Here is a 14,474-nt window from a genome sequence, read left to right as displayed (position 1 = left end):
AAGCTTTATTGTATGTTTATTTTGATTGGAACTCCCTAAATAAATCATGTTATTAAAAAAACTAATGAAGAGTTCGTTTTTGAGTAAGAGGATTACAAGATAGAAGTAAATTCAGTCGGTTCTATGCGTAGCTTTGTGATAAATGGAAGCCCCTTTCCTGTGACAAAAATTTTATCAGAAACGAAATAGATAGTTTATTTTTCCTGAAATAACTTGCTCGGATGCTTGTCCATAAGGATCAACCCTTTTTGTACGGAATACATCACCAAAAGCATAGAAAAATCTTCCTTCTACTTCAAGAAGGCTTTTATCTCCCAGTCTAATACTTACTCCGGGGCCTCCACACAAGCCCCATTCTACAGGTTGAACCGTATGCAAATCATGACGTAATTTATCAACTTCACCAAACTCACTGCCGTTTATTATCACGGACTCCTTAAACCGGTAGCCTATTTTGGGCCCGGCATTGATGAAAAATCTGACTCTCTTCATTTCATAATAAAGCTGTGTCATAATAGGAAGTTCTACATAATGTAATGTTTTTGAGTATTTCAACCCTTTGGCTACATCATAGCGCTCATGCCAGCCCTGCATGGAATAGTTAAACTCTATCTGAATACCGGCATATTTCTCAAGATCACATCGAAGAGTGATGCCAGCCAAGGCTCCTGTTTTGATATCCTGACTTACTGAAGGGCTAAATAATACTTTGCTAAAATTGGCCCCGGCAGAAGCTCCTACATAAACTTTGGGCTTGAAGGCTTTGGCTGATGGCGGCAAGATGTTCTGAGCATATATTATGCAGTAGCTCCCCAAAACTACTGAGAATATAGCTGATTTTTTTATGACTCTGAAAATATATTTCATTAGAATGCTATTCGTTTGATGGATCCGTCCTTCATAAAAGACACGAAGAATAAATTTTGGTTAAGGTATCCACTTCCTGATTTTAACGATTGGAATTTAAAGTCTGTTTGTAAGCCGTCACTAGGCAACATATAGCTTTTCCTCATAAAGCTTTTGCCATATACAGTATGAGCTCTTACGAAGTATTTAGCTATATCATATCCTAAAACCCCATATTTGGGGTAACTGAATGCTATACTATGGTTGTACCAAACATTATATTGAGAAAGAAAACGTTTTGACTCCCATGTATTAGCATCAAAGAAGAAAGTGCTGTAAATAGTAGTGTTATACTTCTTCATCTGTTCCATCTGAATGCCTCTCATTGATTGCCATTGAGCAGGAGCAAAAATAGTACATACGTCATCTTTATTAATAGATGCCAAAAGTTTCTTGGCAAGCTCCTTTTCTGCGTTCGTCGGAACCAATACAGTCCTATTACCTTGAAGAGGTAAATTACCGCTTAAGGTCAATTCTTCAAAAGGCATATTGGCTTTACGTACGGCCTCTTTTATGGCTTTTATATAATTATCTTCAAAATCTGAAGATCTGCCTATAAACTTTACAGTATAGCCTTTATATTTTCGAACAAATTCAGAGCCGATGATACGGTAAAGGTTTTCTTGCGGGGGGTTGATCTGAAATAAATTAGGGTTGTTGTCCGTGAAATCTTTATTAGAATTGAAAGGGATTACATAATTAGCTGTTTTACGAGCCATGTTGATAGCGTAAATCTGGTTTTCGGAAACACCTCCTATAATAAGATCACAACTGTTTAGCTTTCCTAAATTTATGGCATCATTCACTGTCGCATCCGTTGAAGCGTCGATTACTTTCAGTCGCACTGATATGCCATCTTTCTTGAGGTCATTTAACCCCATAAGAAACCCCTCATAAAATTCCATATACTTGACCGCATTATTCTTCTCGAGAGGTAATATCAGAGCTGCATTTACAACTTGTTTTTCTACTTTATCACTATCTGATTTATCTGTATTGATATTTGTTGAATTAGTAGGTTGTGGAGTAGGGGCTTTTGTAGAATTAGCGGGAATAATGATGTTTTTTCCAATCGGAAAAGTTCGTGCGCTTATGCCCGGATTGGCAATCATGATCCTTTCCTCCGAAACCTGATATTGCTTGCTAATAGCATATAAGGTTTCACCTTTTTTAATCACATGATTGACTGGTTGAGTTCTCAAGGCAGTACTATCTTCTTTGCTGTTTATCGGTACTAGAAGTTTTTTACCTGGGTGTATGGTATCTTTTGCCCATGGATTTAATTTGTAGATTTTTTCGGTAGAGGCATTGTATTTTTTGGCGATACTATAGATTGTCTCTTCTGATTTAATAATATGCTCTTGAATCTGTGTGCGATTCTGCGCATAGGAGTTTGCAAAATATAAGATTACTACAGAAAAAGTAATCAAAAACTTATTTAGATGAACATTCATATAATAAATCTGTGATAATGTTAAAAACTCATTTGCAAAGATACTATAAAATGGTAATTTTGTACCGAAAAAACAATTAAGAGAAAATTTGATTTATATTTAGGCTATGTAATCAATGCGATATATTTATAATGTGTATGTTTCACAGTATATTATGTTGTATAATAAAGACACTATCATAGTTTATAAGGACTGTTTTTACCAAATGATGAAATTTTTTTTGCATTAATAATTCTTATGATAAAAGTTGTTGAATTTCATTAGTATGTATTAATTGCCAAAAAGACATTTTATTTTTGCAAGAGGTTAGTTTTATTTATGCAGAATATTCAGGTTTACGGGGCAAAAGTTCATAATTTGAAAGGTATAGATGTTTCAATTCCCAGACATTCTTTGACTGTAATAACAGGAATGAGTGGAAGTGGAAAATCTTCTTTAGCTTTCGATACTTTATTCGCAGAAGGTCAACGTCGGTATATTGATACATTCGGGTCTTATGTACGAGGTTTTCTGGGAGGGGGGATGGAACGTCCTGATGCGGAAGAAATACTGGGGTTAGGGCCAGTTATTTCTATCGAACAAAAAACAACTAATAAAAATCCACGTTCTACCGTCGGTACTGTGACGGAGATATATGATTTTTTCAGACTTTTGTACGCAAGAGTAGGGACGGCATACTCTTATCTTTCAGGCTTGCCCATGGTAAAATATTCGGAATCACAAATTCTTGATTTCATTTATGAAGGCTTTGCTGACCACAAGGTGATGTTATTGGCTCCTGTAGTTAAGCAACGTAAGGGGCATTACAAAGAGCTTTTTGAGCATTTGCGTAAAAAAGGATATGTTACTGTAAGGATAGATGGTGAAATACGGGAAATCACTCATGGGCTTAAGTTGGATCGCTATAAGCAACACAGCGTAGAAGTTCAGATTGATAAGATTAAAATCACCGAGGCTAATCGTGAAAGACTTGTAGCCAGCCTGAAACTTGCCATGAAAGAGGGCGAGGGCATGATGATGCTGGAGGATATGGATTCCGGCAATATTAAATTTTTCAGCCGAACACTTATGTGTCCTGAAACGGGACTCTCATATAGTGATCCGGCTCCTCATAATTTTTCTTTCAATTCACCCAATGGATATTGTCCCAGATGCAAAGGTTTAGGAGAAGTCAATATCTTGGATATGGATGCTGTGATTCCCGATAAAAGTCTAAGTATATATAAAGGAGCCATAAGCCCTATTGGAAAGTATAAGAATACCGTGGTTTTTTGGCAGATAGAAGCTCTATGTGAAAAATATGGATATTCTATCAAAGACAAGATCTCTAAATTACCACAAGAATTAATTCAAGATATTATATACGGATCCGATGAGAAGATTGTTGTCAAGAATGATCTTATCGGATCTTCTTCCTTTCCTACGACCTTTAATGGTGTAGCTACATATATCCTTCAGATGTATGATGACTCTGATCTTTCAGCAACCGCTGAAAAATGGGTTAATCAATTCATGAAAATGGAAAAATGCCCGGAGTGTGGCGGCATGAGACTCAATAAAGAAGCTTTACATTATAAAATAGCGGATAAAAACATTGGCGAGATTAGCCAATTGGATTTATCGGAGCTTGCAAAATGGGTTGATAACGTAGATGATAGTTTAGGGCAAAACGAACGTATCATAGCCAAAGAGATACTCAAAGAAATAAAATCTCGTCTTGGCTTTATGTTGGATGTAGGTCTGGGATATTTATCAATGAATCGTACAGCGGCTACGCTTTCCGGGGGAGAGAGTCAGCGTATTAGATTAGCGACTCAGATAGGGACTCAACTTGTTGAGGTTTTATACATTTTGGATGAACCGAGTATAGGCCTCCATCAAAGAGATAATATTAGATTAATTCACTCTTTGAAAAATCTAAGAGATTTAGGGAATACTGTTATTGTTGTAGAGCATGATAAAGATATGATGCTCAATGCAGACTATGTAATAGATATGGGGCCAAAAGCCGGTCGTTTGGGTGGAGATGTTGTATTTAGCGGTACACCTGCTGAGATGCTTAAAGCAAACACCCTTACAGCTCAATATCTTAATGGTATAAAAGAAATAAAAGTCCCTGCGACAAGGAGAAAAGGTAATGGTAAGTTTATAAGAATAAACCAAGCTTCAGGAAATAATCTAAAAAATATAGATGTAACATTTCCGTTGGGTATGTTTATTTGTGTGACAGGTGTTTCCGGAAGCGGAAAAAGTACACTGATCAATAAGACATTATACCCGGCGATAAGTCAGCATTTATATAACTCATTGCTCGATCCTTTGCCATTCAAAAATATTGAGGGATTGGAGCTAGTGGACAAGATTGTATCTGTGGATCAGTCTCCAATAGGAAAAAGTCCGAGAAGTAATCCGGCAACTTATACAGGATTATTTACCGATATTCGTAATCTGTTTGTAGCTTTGCCTGAGAGTAAAGCTCGTGGGTACAAAGCCGGACGTTTTTCTTTCAATGTTGCCGGAGGAAGATGCGAGACCTGTAAGGGTAATGGGTTCAAGACTATAGAGATGAATTTTCTTCCTGATGTATACGCTCCTTGCGAAGTCTGTCAAGGCAAACGCTATAATAGGGAAACGCTTGAAGTGAGATATAAAGGAAAGTCTATAGCCGACGTTTTGGATATGACTATTAATGCAGCTGTGGAGTTTTTTGAAAATGTTCCTCACATTATCAAAAAACTCAAAGTGCTGCAAGATGTTGGTTTGGGTTACATCAAACTGGGGCAATCATCCAAAACATTATCAGGGGGGGAAAGTCAAAGAGTTAAATTGGCTTCAGAATTAAGTAAACGAGATACCGGAAATACAATTTATGTGTTGGATGAACCTACCACCGGTTTGCATTTTGAAGACATAAGAGTGTTGCTTGGCATATTGGATAGATTGGTCAATAGAGGCAATACTATTATAGTGATTGAGCATAATCTGGATGTAATCAAATGTGCCGACTGGATTATAGATATTGGTCCCGAAGGAGGGCGAGAAGGAGGGGAGCTTCTTTATGAGGGTGTCCCGGAAAATATGAAGAGGTGTAAGAAAAGTTTTACAACGCCTTTCCTCATGGATGAATTGAAGGAAAAGAAATAAATACAACATAATAGGAATAATTTATTAGTTATGATTAAAAAAGAAGGTCGATTGTCTAATAAGATTTGCCCGGACAATATGTCTGTCGAGGAATGGCAAGTAGCTCTTCGCCGTGAAAATGCTATTGATGCGGGTTTTCAGGTTGAACACTTAGATGAAAATCGTATTTGGGGCGATTACATGGTAAGCAGTGATACCGGAAGATATAGAGTTGCTTTCAGAGGAGTAAGAAGTGATAGAAATTTCTGTTCTTGCCTTGACTTTCGAACAAATGGTTTGGGTACATGTAAGCATCTTGAGGCAGTTACTCTTTATCTCCAACAACATGTCGCAGGATATCCTTGGGCAGAGATGTCATACATTCCTCCTTATTCATCTATTTATGTAAGTTACAAAGGAGGTCGGGCTATAAAACTTAAAGTAGGAGAAGTTGAGACTGAACAATACGAGGAGCTTAAAAGGAAATATTTCGATGAGGACGGAGTACTTCCTCTTGCCAATTATCGTTACTTTACCCAAATAGAGAATGAGGCTAAGGAAATATCATCCTCATTTCGTTGCTATGACGATGTATATGAACTCGTGAACCAAGAACTTGATAAGGAAGAGTGGCATCAGGATTTGGAAAATGATTATCCCGATCATAGAATACCCTTGGACGCTGTATCGCTATATGATGATTCTATAGGTATAGAGCAAAAACTGTTTGATCTGACTTATTCAGGATTTGGCCTTATTGTATCTCCCTCGAATAAGTTTTTCCCACTTTTTATGCTTCGTCTCGCTCAAGAGATATTTGTTCGGGAACCGGATAGTAAAAATGGGTATATTGTTTTGGAAGACAATCAAGAGGTTCTGGAATGGGAAAAACTTATACGTATGTACATGCCGTCTGGATTACCTTTGGAGATACTCACAGCCCAGCAATTTGCATCACATGTAGCAAATACTACACCTGAATGTAACTTTGTATTTGTAGATCATGCTGAAGGATTGAAAGAGTGGCGCAATCCAGTGTCAATGGCGATGAAGAAATTGAGCATCAAACATCTTTATATGCGTATTGATACACTACAATATCTGACTCCTGTTCAGCTTTCTTCGATATTACAACATATCAGCCCGTTTGTGTTGGGCCCTTTTTACAAATTTATTCATACATATCGCCCTATATTCCCGCTTAAGGATGATGCATCCGCTTTACCGGAAGAGGTAAAGGATTCAGTGTATCTCTTTGGCCGAGATTTACTCAAGGTTATTGAGGCTATTGTTCTAGAGGGGGGGCCTGTAGAAGACTCTGTCGTAAATCAATTCCCATTTACAGCTGAAGGTAAGGCTGAGGCTTTTTTGAGCGCACTTACCGAAATTCTTGCAGATGAAGAGGCTCGATTGATTTTATTAGAGAAGCTCAAGTCATTATAACTCGCTACATCATAGTAGCATTGTGAAAATATTTTATTCCTAATTTGTTTTATTTATTATAGGTGGTAGATCATTCATCATACCTTGAAGAGTTAAATTCTGCTCAAAGGGCAGCTGTCTTATATGATGATGGCCCAGCATTGGTGATTGCCGGTGCAGGATCAGGAAAGACAAGAGTGTTGGTGGCAAAGCTCACTCATTTATTAGAAAAAGGTTATAGCCCCGAAAAACTAATGGCTCTTACCTTTACTAATAAGGCTGCTAGAGAGATGAAGTCCAGGGTAGAATTTTATGCTGGAAGAAGTGCCAATAAGATATTGATGGGTACTTTCCACTCTGTTTTTTCTCGAATACTACGTATACATGCAGACTTGTTGGGGTATACTTCTGATTATTCAATTTATGATACTGCTGATTCCAAAAGCCGTATACGTACCATTATAAAAGATATGGGGTTGGATGACAAAAGTTATAGACCCAACAGTGTATACAATCGTATTTCAAGCGCAAAAAACAAACTTATCTCAGCACAAGCTTATGGTTCTAATATTGAGTTTGCGAAATATGATGCGCAGTGTCATATGCCTCGAATTTCAGAGATTTACAGCAGATATTCCATTGACCTGAAAAAGAGCAATGCAATGGATTTTGATGATTTATTGATGAATATCAATATCCTTTTTCGTGATCATCCTGAAGTGCTGAAGCGCTGGCAAGAACGAATCGATTATTTGTTAATCGATGAGTATCAAGATACCAATTTTGCCCAGTATATGATCGCTAAGCAAATAATGGGTGAGAAAGGGAAAATCTTTGTTGTGGGTGATGACGCTCAGAGTATATATTCTTTCAGAGGGGCTAATCTTGATAATATTTTAGGATTTAAGAATAGCTTTAAAGATGCTAAACTTTTCAAATTAGAGCAAAATTATCGATCTACTCAAACTATAGTGCAGGTTGCAGGCAGTCTCATTGCGCATAATGAAGAGCAGATACCCAAAGAAGTCTTTTCTGAGAATGTGGTGGGAGAACCCGTGGTGGTGCATGAAGCTTTTACTGCAGAACTTGAAGCTGCTTGGGTAGTCAATGAGATTAGGGTAGCCAAACAATCAGAGGGTGTACCTTACAGCGCCTCTGCAATATTATACAGAACTAATGCCCAAAGCCGTATATTGGAGCAGGAGTTGCGTAAGCGTAACGTGCCTTTTAGGATTTATGGCGGCAGATCTTTCTTTGATCATAAAGAAGTCAAAGATGTAATTGCCTATTTCAGATTACTTGTCAATCCTAATGATGAGGAGTCATTGTTGCGTGTAATCAATTATCCCAAGAGAGGCATTGGTAGTACTACGGTAGATAAGCTTCGTACTACAGCCAACCAATCTCAGATTCCTATTTCTGAGATTATCAATGATCCTTTGACCCATAATGTATCAATATCCAAAGCTACTGCAACTAAAATTTCTGCATTCTCTCAAATGTTAACTTCGTTGAGGGAGGAAATGGACAATATTGACTTTGTTGATTTTGCACAAAATGTAATTCGTACTACGGGTATTTCTTCTGATATTTTTGCGGATAATACTGCGGAAGGTATTACAAGGCAAGAAAATCTGAAAGAATTAATATTGAGCATCGAAGAGTATCAGCAAGCTCGTGAAGAAGAAGATCAGAAACCCACGCTTGCATCTTATCTTGCTGAAATATCTCTCATGACTGATCAAGATAGCAATACTTCCGATGGCGAAATGGTAACTCTCATGACTATTCATTCTGCCAAAGGATTAGAATTTCCTCACGTGTATATAGTGGGGTTGGAAGAACAATTATTCCCTTCACCTATGAGCTCAGAAGGGCGGGAATTGGAAGAAGAGCGTAGACTCTTTTACGTAGCAATCACAAGAGCCGAACAAACTTGCCATATTGCATATGCACGTGAGCGTTTTCGGAACGGACGCACAGAATCTGTAAGACCTAGCCGCTTTTTATCCGAATTATCTCCTTCTCTCATAAGATATATAAGTTTATCAGATAACGGTAACTTATGGAGGCAGGGTCTTCAAAAACGTAATGCTATCCCTGATAGATTCGATACCGAAACTGACCGCTCTTTTCTCCCACAGCGTCCTAAAGGGCGTAAAGTTCCTATTGGTACAAGGACTTTACAGGGCGATTCTTTCCCTCAAGAAACACAACACTCTTCGATAGGAGACCTTTCTGTAGGGGATAAAGTATTGCATCATAGGTTTGGACTTGGTGTTATAGAATTGTTGGAAGGAGATGGTGAGAATGCCAAAGCTACAGTTGTATTTGACCAGAATGGGTCTAAAAAGTTGCTTTTACGCTTTGCCAAACTTCGTAAAGTCTAAATTTATAAGCAATATATATACATCAAAGAACAAATGTGCCCGATTAATTTTTTTATAATCGGTAATATCCTTTTTTATTAGCATTATTTCTGGTTATCTTTGTTTGTGATAATAATTTTCTGGATATAAAAAACAATAACAATAAATAAAGACTATGGCAAGTAAAAGATCCCTAAAAAAAGAAATTATAAGCATAGCCAGTGAGCTGTTTTCAGATACTATCGTTTTACAGATGCTCGTTGAAGAAAAGGATTTGTCCAAGGTAGAAAAGATCATGAATCAGATTATTGATTGGATGAATAATACAATTAATAAAGTAGGACATCCCGATGCTAAAAACAACACCAAAATGTTGAAAAAATACTATACAGATTTGCGTCAAAGAATTCAGCAGGATGTTGATAAAATGTCTGATGAGCTTGATGCAATTGCAGAAACATTAAAATAAAATACTTTAAGCTTTTGAAAAAAATAGCACAGCGTGTACTGAGTTTGCTCGGTTGGAAAATAATAGAACCACCTAAAGGATTACCGGATAAAAGTGTAATATGTGTTGCACCGCACACTAGTAATCATGATTTCTTTTTAGGGAAGTTATACTCTTGGGCAACTTCATATACGTCAGGTTTTCTGATGAAAAAGGAATGGTTTTTCTTCCCGTTGGGTATCATCCTGAAAGCTATGGGAGGAATTCCTATTGATCGTTCCAGAAGAGGATCCACTGTTGAAGAGGTAAAGAAGTTTTTCAAGAAGCCCGGCAGTAGACATATCGCTATTACCCCGGAAGGAACTCGACGTTTAGGCGAAAAGTGGCATACCGGATTTTACTACATTGCCACAGGAGCCAACGTGCCTATTCTTTTGGCTGTTATTGATTACAAGAAAAAGGGAATAGGCGTTTTTGAAATATTTTATCCAACGGGGGATTTAGAGGCTGATATTGATTATATTAGGTCTAAATACAATCGTTCTCAAGCAAAATTTCCTGAGAAATTCTATGAAAAGAAGTGAAAAGCTCCGTATTCTCGCAGTACAATTGGATATTACATGGCATAATATTGATGCCAATATATCTGAACTCCACAAAATAGCTCATGGTCATATAGGAACAACAGACCTTATTGTTTTGCCGGAAATGTTTACAACAGGATTTTCTATGGAGATCGAAGATTTGGCGGAAATTCCAGATGGCGATACTATCACAAAACTCCAACAAATATCCGATGATACAGATATTGCCATTATGGGCAGCTATGTTGTAAATCAACATGGAAATATATACAATAGAGAGTTTCTCATTACACCGGTTCGCATTCCACAGTATTATGACAAGCGACACCTCTTTAGTATGGGAGGAGAAGATGAGGTCATGAGTGCGGGGTATGTCCGCAAGACTTTCCATCTTTACGGGTGGAGTATTTTACCCGTAGTTTGTTATGATCTCCGCTTTCCTGTTTGGTGCAGAAATGTCAATAATGAATATGATCTCATGGTTGTTGTTGCCAATTGGCCTCAATCACGTATTTCTGCTTGGGATATTTTGGTCAAAGCCCGTGCTATAGAAAATCTTTGCTATGTTGTAGCTGTGAATAGAATAGGTGTTGATCCGCACGGATTAGTATACACCGGACACTCAGACATAATAAATGCCAAGGGTGAATCTCTCCTAAACGAACAAGACAAAAACGATAGATTGTTATATGCCGAGATAGAAAAAAGTTCTCTCCAAAAAATGAGGTCTAAATTTCCGGTATGGCAAGATGCTGATAGTTTCAAGATAGAATTGTAACTTTGTAAAATTTTACATAAAAAACGGAGCCATCAAAAGCATCGTCCATACAAGAAACAATTAAAATATCTTCTAAAATGATGACACTTGAAAAGCTGATAGCTAAAGAACTAATTGACGTAAAAGCGGTAAAACTTCAGCCTAATAACCCCTTTACATGGGCTTCCGGATGGAAATCTCCGATCTATTGCGACAATAGAAAAACGCTTTCTTACCCTAAAACAAGAAGCCTTATCAAAATCGAATTAGCTAGAGTTATTGCTGAGAAATACCCCCAAGCCAATGCTATTGCCGGCGTAGCCACAGGTGCTATAGCACAGGGTGCTCTTGTCGCTGATTTATTAGGGATGCCTTTTGTTTACATTCGTTCTACCCCCAAAGATCATGGACTGGAGAATTTAATAGAAGGAGATCTCAAGCCTGATAGCAAAGTTGTCATCATTGAAGATCTCATCTCGACAGGAGGTAGTAGCCTCAATGCTGTGAAGGCTGTACGCAACTTTGGCTGTGAGGTTTTGGGTATGATAGCCATATATACACACGGATTCCCACAAGCCGAAAATGCTTTTGCTGCAGCCAACGTAGAGCTATCTACATTGAGTAATTACAATGCTGTCATTGAGGAAGCTCTTAGCACTGGCTATATCGACAAATCTGATATAGAGATGTTGAAAGAGTGGCGCAAAGATCCCGCCTCTTGGACAGGTAAAAACAAGTAAAATAATGAGTGATTATATCAGCGATATTAAATCTATCGCAGCCCCTAGACGCAAAGTTTATGATAAACTTTCGGATTTGACAAATATAGAATCTGTAAAGAACAAAATCCCGGAAGACCAAAAGATTGAGATTGAAGTTATTGATGCTGATACTTGTGCTTTTGTTGTGCCGGGAGCCGGTCGTCTTGTCCTTAAAATTATTGAGCGAGAGGATGAGAAAACCATTAAGTTTGAAACTGAAAAGTCTCCCGTCCCTGCTACTGTATGGATTCAGTTACTAGAACCCAATGAGGCTGATACACGTATGCGTCTAACGCTCAGAGCCGATTTGAATTTTATGCTCAAAAAGATGATTGGTGATCGTCTTGAAAAAGGAGTAAATCAGCTAGCATCTATGCTTGCTATGCTACCTTATAATGACTGAGCATTGATTAAATGATTGTAATCGCGAATTATTATGATGAGAATTGCAATAATAAAAGCCTTGTTCCTTTTGGGAGCAGGGCTTACTCTTTTTTCTTCATGTAGTACTGATGTTCCTTCAACCATTCCTGATGGATATCCTGTAAATTGCACTATTAATCTGAACGATGCACAATTTTCACAGTTGAAGACTCCCGGTACAGCTTTGTCTGTTAATGTCCCTTTTAGCTATAATACACAATTGGGTTATGGAGGTCTCATTATAGTGCATGCTCTAAGCCCCGAAAATACTTTTTATGCTTTCGACAGCTCATGTCCTTATGAAAAAGAACGGAATATCAAGGTGAAGGTATCTCAATTGGAAGCTATATGTCCTCAATGCGGAAGTAAATTCGATATAGTTACAGGGTTTGGGGTCCCTATTGCCGGGCCTGCACGCAATCCGCTCAAAAGATACAATAGTGTATACTTCTCAAAAGATATGATTCGAATTGTAAATTGAGGCAACATCTAAAAAAGATACAATGCTTAAAAAACTAAGCCCTGAAGAAACACAACTCTTCAGGGCTTTATTATTTCAGATATTAAACTTTCTGAATGTTTTCAAAGACAATCAATAACCTTTAGCCTTTTGAGCATCTTTAAGATTGGGGTTTCTATCGATAGCGGATTGAGGATAGGGTAACCGTACGAACTTATCATCCCAGTTACGCTTTTGAGTAAGGTCTCCGTCTATAGCATAGGTATTCACCATAACTTCTTTGCTTATCTTCCATCTTCTCACGTCATTCCAGCGTTGTCCCTCATTGGCAAGTTCTATACGTCTTTCATTGCGGATAAGCTCTCGCATGGCATCTTTGCTTCCTGCTGTAGCTTTATCTACTTCAGGCATGTCTACACGCTTTCTCACCTCATTGATAGCGTCATATACAGATTGATCAGGTCCCGCAATCTCATTTTGAGCTTCTGCATAGGAGAGCAATACTTCTGCATATCTGATAAGAGGATGGTCATTTACCTTGTGCCACATATCATTCTCCGGATCTACCATCTTTCGGTAGTTATAACCAGTCTTTGAAATATTACTTCCGGTTTTTCTCCATGAGTATTTCTTACCTTTTAGTGCCTCATTCCAGATAACACCGGGAAAAAGAATAGAAGCATACAGCCTTGTATCTCTGTTTTTGAACTCATTAAGATATTCAGGAGTATATTGTCCATTATTATATCTTTGAGCTCTCACTTCTTTTGTAGGTGCAATGAATTTCTTTCCGTTGCGAGTCCAGTATGAGTTAACTAACTCCACGGTGGGTGTGATAGAACTCCATCCTCCGCAATAGTTGTCAGCCATAAGATACAAGCCCATGTAATTGTACTCAGATGGAATAAATTCTTGGTTCAAGATTACTTCACTATTCCCACTATTGATATCGTAGAAAAGAGACTGATAGCTGTAAAGTCCTTTGCAGAAACTTTCTTTTTCTTGCGCATCTTTGAATGTAACAAAGTCTGCATAGTTATCATCCAAAATTGACTGTGGTACAGTATTCACTTTGAAGAGGCTATATCCCATTGTCATGATGTGCTTAGATGCTTCTGCGGCTTCTTTCCAATTTGCTTGCCATAAAGCGACACGTGTGAGGTATGCCAGTGCCGCAGCTTTTCCGATTCTGCTTTTTACAGCCGGGCTTTCCGGCAGATCTATCACGGCAGCCTTAAGTTCCTTTACACAAAACTCAAGGACTTCTTTTTCTGCAGTAGGAGCTATAGCCCCATCTTCGCTCTTGTCAATGTATTTAGTGTAAAACGGTATTGGACCAAACTTTGTGGTCAGATTGAAGAATTTCAGAGCCCTAAGAACTTTTACTTCGGCAATGTATTGCTTCTTCTTCTTTTCGTCCATTTTTACATCATTCACCTTCTCCAGGAAAAAGTTGAATCTTCTGATACCCATGTAATCATAACCATCGTTGAGATCAGTATTGATATTCCCTGCAGAGATTATCGCTGCGTTACTTTCCCACGGATATTGACAGAAGTTATCATCAGCGTATCCATCAGTATATGCACCATAAACGGTATTGTCAAGTTTGGCATAGCACCCCATAAGAGCCAGTTCCACGTCATGCTCTGTCTTGAAGAAGTTTTTTGTTGGAATTTTCCCTCCCGGCTCTCGATCGAGATCGCATGCTGACAATAATATTGCACTACTGACAAGTATGATTATTTTCTTTATTTTCATGATCAT

Annotated in this window: 12 protein-coding genes; 9 read left to right on the top strand and 3 right to left on the bottom strand. The window is 38.0% G+C overall.

What is annotated here, in order from left to right; all coding sequences use genetic code 11:
• Positions 1–174 precede the first annotated feature (174 nt).
• Together VYJ22_RS07745 and VYJ22_RS07740 are read right to left on the bottom strand one after the other, a co-directional pair.
• Positions 175–867: a porin family protein gene (locus VYJ22_RS07745; protein WP_329903363.1), complete on the bottom strand. Its 693-nt coding sequence runs from the start codon at positions 865–867 to the stop codon at positions 175–177.
• Complete coding sequence (locus tag VYJ22_RS07740) at positions 867–2,360, bottom strand: PBP1 and LysM peptidoglycan-binding domain-containing protein (protein WP_329903361.1); 1,494 nt, start codon at positions 2,358–2,360, stop codon at positions 867–869. Before VYJ22_RS07740 ends, VYJ22_RS07745 begins: the two co-directional genes overlap by 1 nt.
• A gap of 318 nt (positions 2,361–2,678) precedes the next feature.
• Between VYJ22_RS07740 and uvrA the strand changes: the two genes are divergently transcribed.
• The 9 genes from uvrA to VYJ22_RS07695 all read left to right on the top strand — a co-directional run bounded on the left by uvrA (position 2,679) and on the right by VYJ22_RS07695 (position 12,728).
• Positions 2,679–5,504, top strand: coding sequence for an excinuclease ABC subunit UvrA (uvrA, locus tag VYJ22_RS07735; RefSeq protein ID WP_329903360.1), 2,826 nt, complete (start codon positions 2,679–2,681; stop codon positions 5,502–5,504).
• A 30-nt stretch (positions 5,505–5,534) separates the two neighbouring features.
• Positions 5,535–6,926: an SWIM zinc finger family protein gene (locus tag VYJ22_RS07730; RefSeq protein WP_329903358.1), complete on the top strand. Its 1,392-nt coding sequence runs from the start codon at positions 5,535–5,537 to the stop codon at positions 6,924–6,926.
• 62 nt (positions 6,927–6,988) lie between these two features.
• Positions 6,989–9,295: an ATP-dependent helicase gene (locus VYJ22_RS07725; protein ID WP_329903357.1), complete on the top strand. Its 2,307-nt coding sequence runs from the start codon at positions 6,989–6,991 to the stop codon at positions 9,293–9,295.
• Positions 9,296–9,449: 154 nt separating this feature from the next.
• Positions 9,450–9,743 carry a hypothetical protein gene (locus tag VYJ22_RS07720; RefSeq protein WP_329903355.1) on the top strand — a complete coding sequence of 98 codons (294 nt, stop codon included), beginning with the start codon at positions 9,450–9,452 and terminating at the stop codon, positions 9,741–9,743.
• Positions 9,744–9,757: 14 nt separating this feature from the next.
• Positions 9,758–10,306, top strand: a complete 549-nt coding sequence (locus VYJ22_RS07715; RefSeq protein ID WP_329903353.1) for a 1-acyl-sn-glycerol-3-phosphate acyltransferase — start codon at positions 9,758–9,760, stop codon at positions 10,304–10,306.
• Positions 10,293–11,084, top strand: a complete 792-nt coding sequence (locus VYJ22_RS07710) for a nitrilase-related carbon-nitrogen hydrolase (protein WP_329903351.1) — start codon at positions 10,293–10,295, stop codon at positions 11,082–11,084. Before VYJ22_RS07715 ends, VYJ22_RS07710 begins: the two co-directional genes overlap by 14 nt.
• Before the next feature lie 77 nt (positions 11,085–11,161).
• Complete coding sequence (pyrE, locus tag VYJ22_RS07705) at positions 11,162–11,803, top strand: orotate phosphoribosyltransferase (protein WP_329903349.1); 642 nt, start codon at positions 11,162–11,164, stop codon at positions 11,801–11,803.
• Between the two features lie 4 nt (positions 11,804–11,807).
• Positions 11,808–12,227 carry an SRPBCC family protein gene (locus VYJ22_RS07700; RefSeq protein WP_329903348.1) on the top strand — a complete coding sequence of 140 codons (420 nt, stop codon included), beginning with the start codon at positions 11,808–11,810 and terminating at the stop codon, positions 12,225–12,227.
• Positions 12,228–12,260: 33 nt separating this feature from the next.
• Positions 12,261–12,728, top strand: a complete 468-nt coding sequence (locus tag VYJ22_RS07695) for a Rieske (2Fe-2S) protein (protein ID WP_329903347.1) — start codon at positions 12,261–12,263, stop codon at positions 12,726–12,728.
• A gap of 111 nt (positions 12,729–12,839) precedes the next feature.
• Here VYJ22_RS07695 and VYJ22_RS07690 read toward each other — a convergent pair whose 3' ends face one another.
• Positions 12,840–14,468, bottom strand: a complete 1,629-nt coding sequence (locus tag VYJ22_RS07690) for a RagB/SusD family nutrient uptake outer membrane protein (RefSeq protein ID WP_329903346.1) — start codon at positions 14,466–14,468, stop codon at positions 12,840–12,842.
• Positions 14,469–14,474: the final 6 nt, after the last annotated feature.

This window comes from Porphyromonas pogonae (assembly GCF_036320655.1).
GTDB lineage: Bacteria > Bacteroidota > Bacteroidia > Bacteroidales > Porphyromonadaceae > Porphyromonas > Porphyromonas pogonae.
Note: the sequence above shows the minus strand (reverse complement) of the source record. Positions and strands in the feature narration are given on the sequence as shown.

Excerpts from the sequence above, each read along its gene's own strand:
- pyrE (WP_329903349.1), top strand. The coding sequence starts at position 11,162 with ATGATGACACTTGAAAAGCTGATAGCTAAAGAACTAATTGACGTAAAA.
- VYJ22_RS07730 (WP_329903358.1), top strand. The coding sequence starts at position 5,535 with ATGATTAAAAAAGAAGGTCGATTGTCTAATAAGATTTGCCCGGACAAT.
- uvrA (WP_329903360.1), top strand. The coding sequence starts at position 2,679 with ATGCAGAATATTCAGGTTTACGGGGCAAAAGTTCATAATTTGAAAGGT.
- VYJ22_RS07710 (WP_329903351.1), top strand. The coding sequence starts at position 10,293 with ATGAAAAGAAGTGAAAAGCTCCGTATTCTCGCAGTACAATTGGATATT.
- VYJ22_RS07690 (WP_329903346.1), bottom strand. The coding sequence starts at position 14,468 with ATGAAAATAAAGAAAATAATCATACTTGTCAGTAGTGCAATATTATTG.
- VYJ22_RS07695 (WP_329903347.1), top strand. The coding sequence starts at position 12,261 with ATGATGAGAATTGCAATAATAAAAGCCTTGTTCCTTTTGGGAGCAGGG.
- VYJ22_RS07700 (WP_329903348.1), top strand. The coding sequence starts at position 11,808 with ATGAGTGATTATATCAGCGATATTAAATCTATCGCAGCCCCTAGACGC.
- VYJ22_RS07745 (WP_329903363.1), bottom strand. The coding sequence starts at position 867 with ATGAAATATATTTTCAGAGTCATAAAAAAATCAGCTATATTCTCAGTA.
- VYJ22_RS07720 (WP_329903355.1), top strand. The coding sequence starts at position 9,450 with ATGGCAAGTAAAAGATCCCTAAAAAAAGAAATTATAAGCATAGCCAGT.
- VYJ22_RS07740 (WP_329903361.1), bottom strand. The coding sequence starts at position 2,360 with ATGAATGTTCATCTAAATAAGTTTTTGATTACTTTTTCTGTAGTAATC.